Raw genomic sequence first — 15,639 nt, 5'->3', positions numbered from 1 at the left:
TTTCCTTTTTTCTGCTTCTGAATTTAAAAAACGAGAAAAACACTCGTTTGGCTGTTTGTAGTTTTCGTGAAATTTAATATATCTTTGCAAGTGAAAATTGGTGCATTTATTTGTTAATCTAAAACTTTTTCAAACATGACTAATTTAAAGAGTTATTCTCCGCGTGAAGCGTATGCCGCCTATATGCTCGGTAGTGTATTGGTGGATGTGCGCGACGGCATGAGCACGAAGAAAAAAGACGTTGACGTGAAACAGATTGTCAGGCTGCCTTTCAGCGAGCTCAACCAACGGTTTGGCGAATTGCCTCCCGACCGGCCTGTGGTAATCGTTTCTGGCAAAGGCAGTAGGGGCATGGAGGCCGCCAAGTTTTTGCTTAGCCATGGCTACCATGATGTGGCCATTCTTGAAGGCGGCATGGTTGCTTGGGAGCAGGAAGGTTTCCCTGTGCGCTGATGCGTTTTTTCCATCGGACACATTTTTAAAACCGCTCAGCCCCCGTTTAGGGGCGAGGCGGTTTTTTTTTATGCTGTACGCCATGCAGCACTTTTGACCGTTTCGACAAAAGCCCGCACCCCATCCAATGGCGTGTCTGGATAGACCCCATGGCCGAGGTTGGCGATATGTCGTCCGCCAAAGGCGCGGAGCATGGCAAATGTTTCCTTTTCAATGGTTTTGGTATCGGCGTACAAGGCGCAAGGGTCGAGGTTGCCTTGCAGGACTTTGCTGCCGCGAGTGGCTGTTTGGGCAAACTCCGGCGTGGTGCTCCAATCCAGCCCAATGACCTGGCAGGGCAAATCGGCCAAGTCTTCCAGCGCAAACCAAGCGCCTTTTGCAAAGACTGTTTTGGGTACTTCGGGCAGGGCTTCGCAGATTTGGCGCAGATAAGGCACCGCAAAGGCGCGGTAGTGCGCGGGCGGCAGCTCGCCTGCCCATGAGTCGAAAAGTTGGAGCAAATCCGCACCTGCCGCGACTTGATTTTTCAAATAACAAATCGTCGTGTCGGTGATTTTATGCAAAAGCGAGTGGGCCAGTTCCGGCTCGGCATAGAGCATTCGGCGGGCTTTGGAAAAAGTCTTGCTGCCGCCACCTTCCGTCATGTAGGCCAAAATCGTCCATGGGGCGCCTGCGAAACCGATGAGCGGGACGCGGCCGTTGAGCTCGCGTTTGGTGATTTTCAGGGCTTCGTACACATAATCAAGTCGCTCAGCCGCCGCGGTGCCCGATGATAGTGCCGTGATGTCGTGCCGGGTTTCAATTATTTTTGGGAAACGCGGGCCTTTTGCCTCTACCATTTCATAGTCCAGCCCCATCGCTTCTGGCACCACGAGAATGTCGCTGAAAATGATGGCCGCGTCCACGTCGAGTTCGTCCACTGGCTGGATGGTGGCTTCGGCGGCTGCTTCGGGAGTCTTGACGAAAGCCTTGAAATCGGGAAATCGGGAGCGCAAGGTTCGGTATTGGGGCAAAATGCGTCCTGCTTGCCGCATCAGCCACACAGGGGCGCGCTCGGTGGCTTCTCCGGCGGCGGCACGGAGAAAAAGGTGGGGGGAGGATTTCGGATGGACTGGGTTCATGGAACGAAATTTAAGGCGGCAAAAGTAAAAAGCGAAAAGAGGGCTGAGGTTGAAGCAGATATTCGTGACAGGAAAGTGACGTGTTTTTTGCCGCTTGGGTGGCAGCGCAAAGTGATTTGTGGTAAAAAAAAGAGACGAGTCGCGTCGGGGCTTCGATACTGTTATTGGTTGGCTTTTCAGACTTTTGTGTTCCTTCGTTTTTTTAAAAGAGACATGGTTATGGTGTATGAATTCAACGGCTATCGCCCCGTCATTCATGAAAGCGCGTTCATTCACCCGCAGGCAGCCGTCACGGGCAATGTCATCATTGGGCGGGATGTGTATGTTGGACCCGGCGCGGCGATTCGCGGCGATTGGGGGAAAATCATCATCGAAGACGGGTGCAACGTGCAGGAGAATTGCACGGTGCACATGTTTCCCGGCATCACCGTCCTGTTGAAGGCTGCAGCACATATCGGGCACGGGGCTATCATTCACGGCGCCACTGTTGGGCGCAACAGTCTTGTGGGCATGAACGCCGTGCTGATGGATGAGGTTGAAATCGGCGAAGAATGTATCATCGGTGCGCTGTGTTTTTTGAAAAGCGGGGAAAAAATTCCCCCGCGCAGCATGGTCGTGGGCAACCCCGGCAAAGTCGTCAAAGCGGTCAGCGACGAGATGCTGGCTTGGAAAACGGAAGGGACCCGGCTTTATCAGCAGCTGCCTGCACAATGTTACGAGTCGCTCCGCCCCTGCGAGCCACTCCGGGTGTTGCCCACGAACCGCAAGGAAATGCAGGGGGATTACAAAATCTGGAAAAAGACGTGACCGACTTCAATCTACTGACAGCAATTTTCTGCTCACGGTCTTTCCCGTGTGTGAAATCAGGGTGAGGACGAATGTATTGCCTGCTTGTGGCACGGGAATGTTGACTTGGGTTGCCGTGGTGTTCAGTTGCCAGACGGTTTTTCCGTTCAAGTCTGTCAGCGTCCAGCGGCGCTCGGCAAGGCTTGGGGTTTCGGCCAACGTTATTTGCCAATGATGTCCCCTCTTGGCTGGATTGGGGGAAATGGACGCAAACGGCTCGATGGGCTTTGTTGTTGACAACACGACGTCATTGGTCTTCAAAAGATATATGTCGGGCAACCCGAGCAAGGAGCCTTGCGTGAAACCCGTTGCCACCAGTTCTCCGTCGTCAGACAGTGCAACCGACCTCAACGTGCAAATGCCCGCGCCGTAATACTGGCGGGTTTGAACGACTGCGCCCAACGTATCCGTTCGATGGATGAAGCCGAAGATATCGCCGGAAAAGTCGCCAGCCCAACCGCACAGCGCGTAACCGCCATCAGCCGTGAGCACCACGTCCTCGATTTGGTTGAAAAGATAGTCCTTCGAAAAGTCATAGGTTCTGGTCCAAAGGGTGTCGCCATTTGCGTCTGTTTTTATCAAAAAACCGCTGCTGCTGCTGAATAGCACATCAATTGTCGTTCCGCCAACCAGAAACCCGCCATCGCTTGTCGGCAGCACCGAGTAGCCCTGTTCGATAAGAGCGGGCGTTCCAAAACGCTTGTCCCAGAGTTGGTTGCCATTGGCATCGGTTCTGATGAGAAATATATCGTTTTCGCCTGCGGTGGGAGGGCTAGTTGTTTCGCCCGTAAGCACGAAGCCACCGTCGGTAGTGAGGGCGAGCGAATAGGGGGTGTTCACGTTGTTACCCTGACCGAATTGGCGAGTCCAGAGGGTGTCGCCGTCGCTGTTGGTGCGAATGAGGTAGATAAGATAGTCGGCAAAAAATCCGGTGTGCTCGCCAATCAAGGCAAACCCATTGTCGGGCGTTCTCACAAAATCGAAGCATTTAACGGGCGAGGTCACTGTTTTGGACCATAGCAAATTGCCCGACGCATCTGTTCGATAAAACATGGTGCCCGCGCCATAGTCATAGCCCAACACCATGAATCCGCCGTCAGCCAGCTCAAGCACGGCATAGGCGTCTTCCTCTTCCGAGCTGCCAAAAGTTTTTTCCCACACGGTCGTTCCGTCTGTGCTGGTTTTGAGCAAAAAGATGTCAATGTTGTTGTTGGCTTCTTTTTTTCCAGCCATCACATAGTGACCGTCGTTCGTCTTGATGACGCTTCTGCCCACGTCTTCTCCATCGGTTTCGCCAATGATTTTTTCAAATTTCAACTGGGCCTGCGCAGCTGTTGACAAGGAAAGCAACAGCCCAAAAATGTACATTTTCTTCATGTGGGTAAATGTTATGGATGCAAGTGAAATGAAGGATGGCATCGCGGCTTATTCAGCAAAGTTAGTGAAATCATGTAAGCCGAATAGGCTCAGATTAAAGAGGATTTGAACCTGCCCGTTGGCAAGGCGGGGATGCCCTTGATTGATTTGCATGATTTTCAAAGGATTGCAAGCGTTGTTCGTCCAAAACCATCTTGTCAGAACTCTTGCTTGAGGGCTTGCCCGGCCAAGCGAAGCGGACGGGTCTGATTTGTGTTGACTATAATTTTCCGAAAATTCGGAATACTTCTTGTCTGTTTTGGGCGCGTGCGTGTATCTTTGCCGCCTCTTTTTGAAAATCAGCCGGATTAGCTCAGCGGTAGAGCAGCTGATTCGTAATCAGCAGGTCGCGGGTTCAAATCCCGTGTCCGGCTCAAGCAAGCCCTCAAAATCAATGAGCGGGATGTAGCGCAGCCCGGTAGCGCGCTTCGTTCGGGACGAAGAGGTCGCTGGTTCGAATCCAGTCATCCCGACTAAAACGCTGTAAGTCAACAAACTTATGGCGTTTTTTAATTTATGCTGAAACTCATAGACACGCACGCGCACTTGTACTCCCAAAAGTTCGACCACGACCGGTCGGACATGGTGCGCCGTGCGGTGGCCGCCGGGGTGGAGCGCATTTATCTGCCCAACATTGACTCCGAATCCATCCAGCCGATGTTGGATTTGGAGGCCGCGTTCCCCAACAGTTGTTTTGCCATGATGGGGCTGCATCCCAGCCATGTGCAACCCGACACTTACCAACAAGAACTGGCGCTGGTGGAAAAATGGCTTGGCGAACGCCGCTGGGCGGGAGTGGGCGAGACGGGAATTGACCTATATTGGGATAAATCAACCCTGGCGATACAGCAGGCTGCTTTTGCCCGCCAGTGCGAATGGGCGAAAGAACTGCGGTTGCCGATTGTCATTCACAGCAGGGAGGCCAACCGGGAGGCGATTGAAGTGGTGCGCACGGCGCAGGATGGCCGATTGCGTGGGATTTTTCATTGTTTTTCCGGCACGCTGGCAGAAGCCAAAGAAATGATAGGGTTGGGTTTCATGCTCGGAATTGGCGGCGTGCTCACATACCCCAAATCGGAATTGCCCGCCATTTTGGAAGAAATACCTTTGGAACATATCGTATTGGAGACCGACTCACCATATCTGCCGCCCGTGCCGCATCGGGGCAAGCGCAACGAAAGTGCCTATATCCTCCATGTCGCCGAAAAACTGGCTGAGGTGAAGGTGCTCTCGCTCGAAGAGGTGGCGCAGGCGACAACCGCCAATGCGCTGCGGATGTTTGGCAACGAACGCTAAGGCAAAATGTTAAAATCATTCGCACCGTTAATTCCGGGTTAAGGCTCTCTTCAAGTCATTATTCGCCTTTTTCTTTGTCCAAAAAACAGTTCTAACCATGAAAAAGGCAATTATCATCACTCTTTTGTTGGCGTTCAGCCATGTCGCAGCCCTTGCGCAAATCTATGTGAAAGGAGTTAGGCTGACACCCGACAACACGGGTCAGTATGTCGAACTCGACCCACAATTTCGCCCTGACGGGCGCTGCTCGTTCATAGCGGACTACGGCCAACCCAATCCCAAACAGGATTATGTGAGCGAGGCAGATGGCAAACGCCTTGATTTCAATAGCCTCGTGGACGGCCTGAATGTTTTTTATGCTGAGGGCTGGGAAGTGGCGCACATCACGCTCGTCGGCAACAATCGGCGCTACCTGCTCAAAAGGCGCTATTGATATGCCTCGCGTCACCATGTTTTGGGCATGGCTGCAATCTCAATCTGCTCAAAATCAGGGGTGTCAATCATGCTCGTCCGACAAATCCTAGCGAATCAAGGTATAAAAACGGGGAGAGACTGCCCAACAAGACTTGTTGGACAGTCTCTCTTTTTGTGGTCTCAGCGGGAATCGAACCCACATCAAAAGTTTAGGAAACTTCTATTCTATCCGTTGAACTATGAGACCGAACAGGGTGGGCATTGCTCCCAACGCCCCTTTGATTTTCGCTGGGCAAAATTAGCCCATTTTTTCTTTTCCACCTTGTATGCCGCGACTCCCGATTTCGATTATTTGCAAGTCACGAATAAGCCCCTCTTCGAGCGTGAAACGCACGAGTGTTTTCACTTTGTGCCAGCCCTCATGGCCGCAGGCACCGGGGTTGATGTGAAGGAATCCGAGTTGAGGGTCGGGCATTATTTTCAGAATATGTGAATGGCCGGTGATGAACAGGCCGTTGCGAGGTGGGTCTGTCTGCAAAATTTTCCTGACACGCGGCTCATAGCGGCCCGGATAGCCGCCAATGTGCGTCATGAAGACCGCCACGCCCTCGCACTCGAACCGCAGGTCGAGCGGCATGGCGGCTCGTATGTCGGCTCCGTCAATGTTGCCATACACCCCACGGAGCGGCTTGAACGCTTCCAATTGGCGCACAAGTTCCATGTTTCCAAAATCGCCAGCGTGCCATATTTCGTCACATTCGGCGAAGTGTTCAAACACCTTTTGGTCAAGGTGCGAGTGTGTGTCGGACATCAAGCCGATTCGTTTCATGAATTAAGGCCATTAAAGGTCGTTAGGGTCATTAAGGTCATTAGGGGCATTAGGGTCATTAAGGTCATTCAAAGGGTCATTTGAGGCCTTAGAAGGGCATTGCCAAAATTTGAACGTTCAAAAAAAACACCTATACCCTCATTTCTTGGCGCTTTCATTCTACCATCAGGTTGCAGCCGCGCATCTCTGCGGCATCCAGCCGCCCCAGTACCTCGAATCGCCCGTCGGCATAGACCTTGCCCACATCCTCGGTCTGGATGAAGCTGCAAGTGTCCAAGTTGGCTAAGTCAATGATGTTCAGCACGCCTGTTCGTCCGGGAGGCATGACGCAGAACGGGTCGTTGATTTCGGTGGCAAACACGCGCATGGTGGCTGCGGGCGCAAAAAGGAGGCCGCCCAATGTGTACGCTTGCGAAAACAGTTCCGTCATTCCATATTCCGAATGAATGGCATCCACATGAAAAGCCTCGCGGAGTGTTTCGTGCAGCTCCGAGCGGGTCATCTCGCGTCGCCGACCTTTCATGCCGCCCGTTTCCATGATGGTAATGCCCGATAGATTCATCGGGTACCGTTCGGCAAAGTCGAGCAGGGCAAAGCTAACCCCCAACAGCAAAGTCTTGTATCGGTTTGCGCGGCAGATGGCCAGCACGTCGCGGAGGCGTTCCAAATCGTGAAGAAAAAAACCGCTTTCGGGATGCTTGGATAATTGGATGAAATAATCGGCCATTGCCACGAGGGAGGAGCCTTCGCGCTCCAGATAGGATGGTAGCAGCGCCAACACGCGCCATTCCGACGGGTCGCCATACCATTGTGAAAAGCCGCGCCGGGTGTTTTCGAGATAAAATTGTGCATCGCGCACGAGATGTCGGGAGGGCGTTTGCCCAGTGGTGGCGCTGCTGGTGAATACCGTCTGGGGCGCCCATGAACCCGTCTTGACCTCTTTTGTTTTGAAGAATTGGATGGGGAGGGTAGGGTAGAGGGTGGAGGGTGGAAGGTGAGCGGGGTGGCGTTTGAGCAGTGTCAGGTATTGGGTGTAAAGCGGGTTGTGCGTGGCCTGATAATGAAACACGGCCAGTGCGAGCTCGTCGAAGCGCCTGTTGTCCAAATTCGCCAAGAGTGGCAATAATTCCGCCCGTTTGGGTGTTTGCATAGCCTGAAAATACTGCAATTTTGAGCATAAAATACAACCTACACTTCGCGTCGTCAAGTTTTCGGCATGATTGAAATTTCGAGCCTTTCAAAGTCAAGGACATCGAACACGGCGTGTCGAAGAATCTGGGCGAATAAAGGTACAAATTCGCGCTATGAAGAAAACCGTTTCACTTGTTGCGTTGCTGCTTGCCGCTGTTTCCATTTGTTTTTTCCAGTTCTGCGTGAAACCGCCGGATTATCCGAAAGAGCCGGTCATTGAGTTCGTGAGCCTCTCCAAAAACATCATGCGCCAATCGAAGTTGGGACTCGACACGGTGCTCGTCACGTTCTCTTTCACCGACGGCAACGGCGACCTCGGCTCTGTGGACAATGAGCCAAGCATTTTTATCGAGGATGGGCGCGACAGTTTTCCCCAAGAGCCTTACGCGATTCCTTACATAGAGCCTCAAGGCGCGGGCAACGGCATTTCTGGCACCATCACCGTCGCGCTCCCTACCACCTGCTGCATATACACCGATGAGAATGGGTTCAAGTTTTCTTGCGAAACGGTGCCCGTCGCGTTCGATACGCTCACCTATCTCATATCCATCAAAGACCGCGCGGGCAATGTCAGCAACAAAATAACCACGCCGCCCATCGTGCTGATTTGCAAATGACATTCCTTCCGCTCAGCGATTTTTTATTTGAAAAAACTAAAAATCGTCTTCCCGTAATTGCGCACGTCGGTCAAATGCGGGTGCTGCAAAAAATCGTGGTGCGGGTTGTGTTCCAGCACAAAAAGCCCGTCGGGCAGCAACAAGTTTTTTTCAAAAATCAAGTCGGGAATCGTGTCAATGGTCGGCAGCGCGTAGGGCGGCCCGGCGAAGATGTAGTCCCACTGCTGCGTCGCATGCTCGATAAAGCGAAACACATCCATTTGGTATATTTTCAGGTAAGGCTCGATGCTTAACTGGGCTGCTGTTTTGCGCACGAACCGCACGGCATCGGCGAATTTGTCCACATAGGTCACGTCCTCACAACCCCGCGAGATAAACTCGTAACTGTGGCTGCCTGTGCCTCCAAACAAGTCGAGCACCTTCGATGCCTCAAAGTCCAGTTGGTTGTTCAATATATTGAATAGCGCCTCTTTGGCGTAATCCGTCGTGGGTCGTGTTGGCCAATGGTCGGCTGGCGGGTTGAAGCGACGGCCTTTGAATTTTCCTCCGATAATTCTCATAACGTGCGGCTTAAGTGGTGAGGATGACTGATGGAGGAATGGAAAACAGGTCGAGCCAAAAGTGTTCGGGCCAGCCGTCGGCTTCCACTGGCAACACGGCGCTGAGCGGCAAATGCCCCGAACGTATCGTGTGCACATACCGAAAGAGCGTTTTGTAGTCCTCCGTGTGTTCTGCCAGATTGCCCGATACCGTCAGGGCAATTTCCTCTGGGGAGAGGCGAAACTGGTCGTAGGCCAGCAAGGTAAAATAAAGCAGGTCGCTGCTTTTCTGGAATTGGAACGCATTGTAGAGCAGCAGGTTCTGGCGGTCGAACACGGCGATTTGCGCCGCTTGGTTGCGCACGTTGAGCATCACCTCGTAGCCGCTGGGCGATGCCCGATGTTGCCAGCATTTCAACATGGCGGTCGAGAGGTGTACCGTGTTGGCAGCGGGAAAATACTGCTCGCACAGTCGCGCCACCCAAGGTTCTACCGCATAGACCAAGTGACAGTCAAATTCGGGCAAAGGGTCATGATGGTAGGTGTAATTGGCTGGACGCAGCAAAAGTTGGAAGTAGGCTCCCAAATCTTCGGTCAACAACAACCGGCGTGGCACAAGGGTGGCGTTGAGGTTGAAAAAGGCACAATTGACCGTTGCAAAAGGCAAGGAAAAAAGAGGCTCGCCGCCAAAAACCGTGCGAATCGCGGTCTCCGCATCGTCGAAGTCGCGCCCGGTGTGCGCGAAATGTCTGGTTTGCAGGGCACGCACCTCTCCGCTTTTTTCGGTGGCCAGCAGGGAAACACTTTCCATTCCAATCACCACGTTCAAGACACAACGCGCCGCCGAGCCTGCGTCGAGCCTTGGGTCTTTGAAATCAAAAATGAGTTTTTCCATGCTGAAAATAAGGAGGCCGGGAAACAAAAACTGGCGCAAATATGCACAGTTTCCTTTTCCCGGCCTCATTCGTTGTGGCTCGCCGCTCACTTCGCCGCGACAGGCGCGGCAGACGCACCCTGACCAATCCGGCAAGAGCCGTTGTAGCGGGCACCTTCTTCCACCACCATCGTCTTGGCCGTGATGTTGCCTTCTATCACTGCCGTGTCCATGAGGTGGAGCGCTTCTTTCACCAGCACATCGCCTTTTATCTTTCCTTTGATGGCTGCGTCGCGTGCGTCAATGTTGCCCTGCACATAGCTGGTGTCGCCCATCACGAATCGCTTGTCCACCTTCACCTCGCCGTGAATGGCCCCATCGAGACGCACGTTTTCGGAGCAAACAAACTTGCCCTCAATGACGGTTCCTTTGGCAATCACGGTGGTGGTGGCGCTGTCGCTGGTGGTGCCGACAGTTGCGGCAGCCGTGTTTTTTTCTTTTGTACTGCTTCCAAACATAAAGAGAAACGTGGTTAATGATGAAATCGGTTCGATGACACACCCTTGTTTCAGGCGGCATTTACCGACTAAGAATCATGCCAAAGTCAGCGCCGTGCCGCGGAACAAAGGATGCTTGCAAATGTCGTAACTTTGCTCCGTAATTTTTGAAAAAAATGGCTTTTTTAGATGTAAGCCAGCACACTATGAATGTCACAATTTTAGCCATCGAATCGTCTTGCGACGACACCTCCGCCGCCATCGTGCGCGATGGGGCGGTGCTGTCCAATTGTATCGCCAATCAGGAAGCCCATCGGCAATATGGCGGGGTGGTGCCGGAAGTGGCTTCGCGGGCGCATCAGGCGAACATCATCCCGGTGGTGGACTGGGCGCTCAAAAAAGCGGGCGTCGCCAAAGAAGACATCAACGCGGTCGCTTTCACCCGGGGGCCAGGGCTGATGGGTTCGCTCTTGGTCGGCACCTCCTTTGCCAAAGCCTTCGCGCTGAGCCGCAATCTGCCATTGATGGAGGTCAACCACCTGCAGGCACACGTGCTGGCACATTTTGCCGAAACGCCCAAGCCTCGCTTCCCGTTTCTCTGCCTCACGGTGAGCGGCGGCCACACCCAAATCGTGTGGGTGCGCGATTTTCTCGACATGGAAATCATCGGCGAAACGCTCGACGACGCAGCAGGCGAAGCATTTGACAAGGCTGGCAAACTGCTTGGCCTCGGCTACCCCGCCGGGCCGCTCATTGACAAACTCGCCCGCGAAGGGCAGCCGCGTTTCCCTTTCCCCGAACCAGCCGTGCCGGGTCTGAATTTTAGTTTCAGCGGCCTGAAAACCTCGATTTTGTATTTTTTGAAAAAAGAAGTCGCGGCAAACCCCCTCTTCATTGAGGAAAACCTGCACGACATCTGCGCCTCCATCCAAACGAGCATCGTCACCATCCTGCTCAAAAAACTCCGCAAGGCCGCACGCCAAACGGGCATCCGGGAAGTCGCTATCGCTGGCGGCGTGAGCGCCAACTCGGCCCTGCGGCAAGCCTTCGAGGAAATGGGACAACAAGAGGGTTGGGCGACCTACATACCTGCCTTCCAGTATTGCACTGACAACGCGGGCATGATAGGCGTGGCGGGTTATTACAAGTACCTCGCTGGCGAATTTTGCGGCCAAGATGTGGCGCCTTACGCACGATGAAGCTCCCCCTCATCAGGCAGCTATTCTCGGTTTGTATACCTTGATTCGCTAGGATTTGTTAGATGAACATGATTGATGTTCTTGATTTTTAGCAGATTGCGATTGCAGCCATGCCCAAAACCTAACGGCGCTAAGTATAAGAGGTGCCATCTTTTGAGGAACGAAAAAGGTGACACCTCGGCCTGTTTTTGAGATGTCACCCCTCCATCCTTCCGGGACGACACCTCATAACCCGATAAAACGAGAATCGCTGCTTGTCAAGCAAACGCATGAAAACATGGGTGTGGCAGTCAGCTAAGCCGAAAAAAAACCTGCTTGTGAAAATTTAAAATGCCCCCCTACTCAAGCCTCAAAACTGAAAATAGATGAACGGCTGCACTTCTGACGACTTCACCTGCATCACCAAAACAACGACAAGCGTCAGCAAAATGGCCTTGCCAAGCAGAGGAAGAGCCGTCACCGTGTCTTGTGCTTTCGTTTCCCACGCCTTGGGCAACAAATGCAGCCCATAGCCGAGCGCCATCCAGAAGACTACCTCTGCGTAGCCTTCCATGAACTCAGGGAAAATGCCCGCGCGAAAATCAAACGCAATCTGATGCAGCATGGCTTGGGCGCTCTCCATGTTTTCCGCGCGAAAAAAAATCCAGCAGAAGCACACAAAGTGAAAAGTCCACAGTCCGCCCACCGCTTGGCGAAAGCCACCCGGCGAACGGGGGAAAATCTGCCGCACCCAACGCTCCGCTGCCAAAGCCAGCCCATGCAGCGCGCCCCAAAGAATGAACCGAGTAGCCGCGCCATGCCAAAGACCGCCAAGCAGCATCGTGGTGAAAAGATTCAGATTCGTCGTCAGCCCCCTGCGGTCGTTCCGAAGCAAGGGAGGCAACGTCAGGATGGCAACCGCCACCCACCACAGCCCCAGCCAACCCCATTCGCCTGCCAGCCAACCCTTCGACACTGCCGCGCCCAACGCAAAGAACAAAAACAACCCCGGAAAAAGCCATGTGCCCACACCGCTGCCGCGATTGCCCCCGATGGCGATGTAGAGATAGTCGCGCAGCCAAGAAGAGAGCGAGATGTGCCAGCGCCGCCAAAATTCTGTGATGCTCCGCGACTGATAAGGCGAGTCGAAGTTGATGGGAAACTTGTATCCCAACATGAGTCCGATGGCAATCGCCATGTCGGTGTAGCCGCTGAAGTCGCAATAAATCTGCAAGGCATACCCATACACCCCGAAGAGATTTTCCAGCCCGGTGTATTGCAAAGGAGAGTCGAACACTCGGTCCACGAAGTTGATGCTGATATAGTCCGAAATGACAGCCTTTTTGAACAATCCAATGCAAAACAAAAACACGCCCCGCCCGAAATCTTCCCTTGAAACAAAAAGCGGCTGGCGAATCTGGGGCAAAAAGTCGGCAGCCCGCACTATCGGCCCAGCCACCATTTGGGGGAAAAACGTGACGAAAAAAGTATAGTCCCAAATATCGTCGAGCGCCTTCAACTGGCCCCGATACACATCAATCGTGTAGCTAAGCGACTGAAAAGTGAAGAACGAGATGCCCACTGGCAGGAAAATGTCGAATGGCCCGATGCTTGCGCCAGTCAGCCCGTTCCACCATCCGGCCAAAAAGTTGGTGTATTTGAAATAGCCCAACATCCCCAAATTGGCCACAAGGCTTAGCACCAACAGCCACTTTTTCTTTTGTTTCGTGTCGGCCTGCTCTATCCATTTGGCGAGATTAAAATCCACCACTACGCTTGCCACCAACAGCAAGAAGTAGATGCCGCTGCTTTTGTAATAGAAAAAAATGGAGAACACGATGCCCCACAAAATGCGCAGCCTATCGCGCGGCTGCAACAATTTGTAAATCAGCATGAACCCCAGAAAGAAAAATAAAAAAAGGCCGCTGCTAAATATCAGCGGCGACTCCGGGTGATAGACAAACTGAGCGAGAATTTTGGCGAGGTCGAAGTGGAACACGATGCTGTGGCAAACTCAAAAAACGGGGGCAAAAGTAAAAATTGGCTGCTGGAGAACGAGAGTTAACACGGCATTTTCAAAACGCTCTTGACAAATTGAAAAATTCCCCATTATGTTTGTACCAAAATTCAGCCTATGGCACTGCTGAAAACCTCCTCCGTAGTTATTTATTGCTTCCTTCTTCTGCCAATTTTTGAGCAGCGTTACCCCAAAAAGGTGTGCAGCCTCGACGAGCCTGCCGACCTTCAAGAATTGGAATCCAAGAATACTTCTGTTTCTTCGAGCGATGTCCTGTACACCTACCTCGCCAAAATTAATACCGCCCTTAACACGCCCTACGCGAAGTACATTATCAGGAACATTGCGGAGCCTGATAAGGCCGCCTCTCATTACCAACGTTTTGGCGCTGAAACCCTTCGAGTTATCACCATCAGTAAATCGTACTACGAAAACCTGGCCGACAACGCCACCGATCGGGAGGCTTTGCTGATATGGATTTTGGCGCACGAAGCCTCCCACCACACACATGGCGACATCGGTTTTGACGACAAAATAGAGGGCAAAAACCTGATTAAAGAAATATTGGCCGACCAACGGGCAGGATATGCAGTAGGAAAAGCCACCAACATTAGCATTGACTTTTTCGACACCTATTTGCCCAAAATACTCTCCTACACTTCGCATACCAGCACGCACCCTTCGCGCCGATACAGGATTATGGCTGCCAAGGGAGGATGGCTGCAAGCGAAAATGGAGAATGTGAGCGATGGCGGGACTAAGGTTATTGGTGGAGTGACCTACAAGAATAAACTCGAATCAGATGGCGATAGAGTCTGGGGAGAATATTCAAATACTGACATGAATGGAATCGGGATGACCACTTACACGGATGGCGATATTTACATGGGTAACAAAAAAGACGGTTCAAAATCTGGTTATGGACTTTATCTATACAAGGACGGTGCAAGCGATTTTTCGAGTATATTCTTTGGGAAATGGAGCAATGACAGAATAAATGGAAAAGGAGCAAAATATTGGCTTAGTGGCGATAAATACGAAGGTGAATTCAAAGACAGTCAAAAAAACGGCTACGGCACTTACTATTGGCCTAGTGGCAACAAATATGTAGGTGAATGGGCAAACGACAACATGAACGGCTACGGCACTCTCTACTACACCGATGGACGTATTTTTCAAGGTCTTTGGAAAGACGATAAACGGCACGGCCAAGGCGTTTTGTATCAAGGCTCTACGGTCATTCAGTCCGGCTGCTGGCAAAATGGCACCCATGTCGGCGAAACCTGCAATTAATTGACAACCCAAACTTTACATGAGCTCGATACTGTTTTCAGACAAAATACCTTACTTGCTCACCGTGCTGATAGGTTTGGCAGCGTACCAGTTGAACAACCTTATACAACTCCAATCGGACTCGCCAACACTGACCTGCCGATTCGTAGCCGTGAGCCAGAAAGCAGTGGAGGGAGGCATCGAAAAAAACTTGGAATGTGAGTTATTAAACCTAAGCCGGAAAACCGCCCTGCGCGATTTGACGTTTAATGTGACTTATCGGAGCGTTTTGCCGTCTCCAAAAAAAGTAATGAACCCTGACATTGTGGCCGTAGCGCCATCCGAGATTTTGCCCGACTCTTTGAGACGGTCTTCGTATGACCTCATGAACGAATACCACATCCCGGTGATACAGCCCAACACGAGATATATTTTGACATTGACCGTCCAGCATCATCCCGACATCAAGGAACACCCCAAATTGTACTTGAAATCATCTGATAATGTTCGTCTGGTAGGCCCCGGTTTAGAAGTATTTCTTCTGAAAAATCAGGCCAGTATCAACCTCGCACTCTTGCTCTTGTGGCTTCTTTTCATCTTGGTGTACATGATTTTTCTTCCTCCAATCAAAAAGACAAAACAATGAAACAGTTGCAACTTCTCATCACTCTCTTGGCGGCGATTTCCTTTTCGAATGTGGCGGCTCAAGGAAAAGAATACTCGTGCCAACTGCTCGACCCCGACAATTATGGCGTTGATTTTTATCTGAAAGGCAGCGATGGAACAGTCTTAAAGTCAGACAAAAATGGCGTGATAAAGGTGTCCAAGTCTCAAATGGACAAGTTTGCGAACGAAACCTTTACGCTTCATTTTTCCAACACAATGGCCTACCTGCTCTACCGGAACCACGTTTACTTCCAAAACGGGCAGAATATCTCAGACCCTCATTATGACTACGACAACATCAAGTTGTCGCAACTTCTCATCGCCTCTTCGAAGACTTACTACGTTCGCCGAAAGGAGAACCGGTTGGAAGACAAAGACATAGCTAAAGACAAGCATTGAGGAGAATTTCGCCT

Annotated in this window: 17 protein-coding genes and 3 tRNA genes; 11 read left to right on the top strand and 9 right to left on the bottom strand. The window is 51.9% G+C overall.

The window, feature by feature from the left end:
- Positions 1–135: 135 nt before the first annotated feature.
- Positions 136–453 (top strand): rhodanese-like domain-containing protein, encoded by a 318-nt coding sequence (locus tag KIS77_18900; GenBank protein MCW5924395.1) that lies wholly within the window; start codon positions 136–138, stop codon positions 451–453.
- A gap of 68 nt (positions 454–521) precedes the next feature.
- Here KIS77_18900 and hemE read toward each other — a convergent pair whose 3' ends face one another.
- Complete coding sequence (gene hemE, locus KIS77_18895) at positions 522–1,574, bottom strand: uroporphyrinogen decarboxylase (protein ID MCW5924394.1); 1,053 nt, start codon at positions 1,572–1,574, stop codon at positions 522–524.
- Between the two features lie 219 nt (positions 1,575–1,793).
- On the opposite strand from hemE, the gene KIS77_18890 reads away from it, so the two are divergent.
- Positions 1,794–2,381, top strand: a complete 588-nt coding sequence (locus tag KIS77_18890; protein MCW5924393.1) for a transferase hexapeptide repeat family protein — start codon at positions 1,794–1,796, stop codon at positions 2,379–2,381.
- Positions 2,382–2,387: 6 nt separating this feature from the next.
- Here KIS77_18890 and KIS77_18885 read toward each other — a convergent pair whose 3' ends face one another.
- Positions 2,388–3,797, bottom strand: a complete 1,410-nt coding sequence (locus KIS77_18885) for a PQQ-binding-like beta-propeller repeat protein (GenBank protein ID MCW5924392.1) — start codon at positions 3,795–3,797, stop codon at positions 2,388–2,390.
- A 341-nt stretch (positions 3,798–4,138) separates the two neighbouring features.
- On the opposite strand from KIS77_18885, the gene KIS77_18880 reads away from it, so the two are divergent.
- The 4 genes from KIS77_18880 (at position 4,139) to KIS77_18865 (ending at position 5,565) form a co-directional block, all read left to right on the top strand.
- Positions 4,139–4,210 (top strand) — tRNA-Thr (locus KIS77_18880).
- 25 nt (positions 4,211–4,235) lie between these two features.
- A tRNA-Pro gene (locus tag KIS77_18875) sits at positions 4,236–4,309 on the top strand.
- A gap of 43 nt (positions 4,310–4,352) precedes the next feature.
- Entirely contained in the window at positions 4,353–5,132 is a 780-nt protein-coding gene (locus KIS77_18870) for a TatD family hydrolase (protein ID MCW5924391.1), read from the top strand.
- 97 nt (positions 5,133–5,229) lie between these two features.
- Positions 5,230–5,565 (top strand): hypothetical protein, encoded by a 336-nt coding sequence (locus tag KIS77_18865; GenBank protein MCW5924390.1) that lies wholly within the window; start codon positions 5,230–5,232, stop codon positions 5,563–5,565.
- A gap of 156 nt (positions 5,566–5,721) precedes the next feature.
- Here the strand turns inward: KIS77_18865 and KIS77_18860 are convergent.
- The 3 genes from KIS77_18860 to KIS77_18850 form a co-directional block, all read right to left on the bottom strand.
- A tRNA-Arg gene (locus KIS77_18860) sits at positions 5,722–5,793 on the bottom strand.
- A gap of 51 nt (positions 5,794–5,844) precedes the next feature.
- A complete protein-coding gene (locus KIS77_18855; protein ID MCW5924389.1) occupies positions 5,845–6,375 on the bottom strand; it encodes a metallophosphoesterase family protein in 531 nt (176 codons plus the stop codon).
- A gap of 154 nt (positions 6,376–6,529) precedes the next feature.
- Positions 6,530–7,498, bottom strand: a complete 969-nt coding sequence (locus KIS77_18850) for an acyl transferase (GenBank protein ID MCW5924388.1) — start codon at positions 7,496–7,498, stop codon at positions 6,530–6,532.
- A 181-nt stretch (positions 7,499–7,679) separates the two neighbouring features.
- Here KIS77_18850 and KIS77_18845 point away from each other — a divergent pair, with 181 nt between their 5' ends.
- Positions 7,680–8,183, top strand: coding sequence for a hypothetical protein (locus tag KIS77_18845; protein ID MCW5924387.1), 504 nt, complete (start codon positions 7,680–7,682; stop codon positions 8,181–8,183).
- A gap of 23 nt (positions 8,184–8,206) precedes the next feature.
- Here the strand turns inward: KIS77_18845 and KIS77_18840 are convergent, their stop codons facing one another.
- The 3 genes from KIS77_18840 to KIS77_18830 all read right to left on the bottom strand — a co-directional run bounded on the left by KIS77_18840 (position 8,207) and on the right by KIS77_18830 (position 10,114).
- On the bottom strand, positions 8,207–8,743 hold the full coding sequence (locus KIS77_18840; GenBank protein MCW5924386.1) for an RsmD family RNA methyltransferase: 537 nt from the start codon (positions 8,741–8,743) through the stop codon (positions 8,207–8,209).
- 10 nt (positions 8,744–8,753) lie between these two features.
- Entirely contained in the window at positions 8,754–9,617 is an 864-nt protein-coding gene (locus KIS77_18835; protein ID MCW5924385.1) for a DUF3822 family protein, read from the bottom strand.
- An 86-nt stretch (positions 9,618–9,703) separates the two neighbouring features.
- Positions 9,704–10,114, bottom strand: a complete 411-nt coding sequence (locus KIS77_18830; GenBank protein ID MCW5924384.1) for a polymer-forming cytoskeletal protein — start codon at positions 10,112–10,114, stop codon at positions 9,704–9,706.
- Positions 10,115–10,299: 185 nt separating this feature from the next.
- On the opposite strand from KIS77_18830, the gene tsaD reads away from it, so the two are divergent.
- On the top strand, positions 10,300–11,292 hold the full coding sequence (gene tsaD / locus KIS77_18825; protein MCW5924383.1) for a tRNA (adenosine(37)-N6)-threonylcarbamoyltransferase complex transferase subunit TsaD: 993 nt from the start codon (positions 10,300–10,302) through the stop codon (positions 11,290–11,292).
- A 349-nt stretch (positions 11,293–11,641) separates the two neighbouring features.
- Here the strand turns inward: tsaD and KIS77_18820 are convergent, their stop codons facing one another.
- Positions 11,642–13,270 (bottom strand): MBOAT family protein, encoded by a 1,629-nt coding sequence (locus KIS77_18820; GenBank protein MCW5924382.1) that lies wholly within the window; start codon positions 13,268–13,270, stop codon positions 11,642–11,644.
- A 135-nt stretch (positions 13,271–13,405) separates the two neighbouring features.
- On the opposite strand from KIS77_18820, the gene KIS77_18815 reads away from it, so the two are divergent.
- The 3 genes from KIS77_18815 to KIS77_18805 are packed head-to-tail and all read left to right on the top strand — an operon-like array spanning position 13,406 to position 15,625.
- On the top strand, positions 13,406–14,581 hold the full coding sequence (locus KIS77_18815) for a hypothetical protein (GenBank protein MCW5924381.1): 1,176 nt from the start codon (positions 13,406–13,408) through the stop codon (positions 14,579–14,581).
- A 19-nt stretch (positions 14,582–14,600) separates the two neighbouring features.
- Positions 14,601–15,206, top strand: coding sequence for a hypothetical protein (locus KIS77_18810; GenBank protein MCW5924380.1), 606 nt, complete (start codon positions 14,601–14,603; stop codon positions 15,204–15,206).
- Entirely contained in the window at positions 15,203–15,625 is a 423-nt protein-coding gene (locus KIS77_18805) for a hypothetical protein (GenBank protein MCW5924379.1), read from the top strand. Before KIS77_18810 ends, KIS77_18805 begins: the two co-directional genes overlap by 4 nt.
- Positions 15,626–15,639 lie beyond the last annotated feature (14 nt).

Source organism: Saprospiraceae bacterium (assembly GCA_026129545.1).
Taxonomy (GTDB): domain Bacteria; phylum Bacteroidota; class Bacteroidia; order Chitinophagales; family Saprospiraceae; genus M3007.
Note: the sequence above shows the minus strand (reverse complement) of the source record. Positions and strands in the feature narration are given on the sequence as shown.

Excerpts from the sequence above, each read along its gene's own strand:
- KIS77_18900 (MCW5924395.1), top strand. The coding sequence starts at position 136 with ATGACTAATTTAAAGAGTTATTCTCCGCGTGAAGCGTATGCCGCCTAT.
- hemE (MCW5924394.1), bottom strand. The coding sequence starts at position 1,574 with ATGAACCCAGTCCATCCGAAATCCTCCCCCCACCTTTTTCTCCGTGCC.
- KIS77_18890 (MCW5924393.1), top strand. The coding sequence starts at position 1,794 with ATGGTGTATGAATTCAACGGCTATCGCCCCGTCATTCATGAAAGCGCG.
- KIS77_18885 (MCW5924392.1), bottom strand. The coding sequence starts at position 3,797 with ATGAAGAAAATGTACATTTTTGGGCTGTTGCTTTCCTTGTCAACAGCT.
- KIS77_18870 (MCW5924391.1), top strand. The coding sequence starts at position 4,353 with ATGCTGAAACTCATAGACACGCACGCGCACTTGTACTCCCAAAAGTTC.
- KIS77_18865 (MCW5924390.1), top strand. The coding sequence starts at position 5,230 with ATGAAAAAGGCAATTATCATCACTCTTTTGTTGGCGTTCAGCCATGTC.
- KIS77_18855 (MCW5924389.1), bottom strand. The coding sequence starts at position 6,375 with ATGAAACGAATCGGCTTGATGTCCGACACACACTCGCACCTTGACCAA.
- KIS77_18845 (MCW5924387.1), top strand. The coding sequence starts at position 7,680 with ATGAAGAAAACCGTTTCACTTGTTGCGTTGCTGCTTGCCGCTGTTTCC.
- KIS77_18840 (MCW5924386.1), bottom strand. The coding sequence starts at position 8,743 with ATGAGAATTATCGGAGGAAAATTCAAAGGCCGTCGCTTCAACCCGCCA.
- KIS77_18835 (MCW5924385.1), bottom strand. The coding sequence starts at position 9,617 with ATGGAAAAACTCATTTTTGATTTCAAAGACCCAAGGCTCGACGCAGGC.
- KIS77_18830 (MCW5924384.1), bottom strand. The coding sequence starts at position 10,114 with ATGTTTGGAAGCAGTACAAAAGAAAAAAACACGGCTGCCGCAACTGTC.
- tsaD (MCW5924383.1), top strand. The coding sequence starts at position 10,300 with ATGAATGTCACAATTTTAGCCATCGAATCGTCTTGCGACGACACCTCC.
- KIS77_18815 (MCW5924381.1), top strand. The coding sequence starts at position 13,406 with ATGGCACTGCTGAAAACCTCCTCCGTAGTTATTTATTGCTTCCTTCTT.
- KIS77_18810 (MCW5924380.1), top strand. The coding sequence starts at position 14,601 with ATGAGCTCGATACTGTTTTCAGACAAAATACCTTACTTGCTCACCGTG.
- KIS77_18805 (MCW5924379.1), top strand. The coding sequence starts at position 15,203 with ATGAAACAGTTGCAACTTCTCATCACTCTCTTGGCGGCGATTTCCTTT.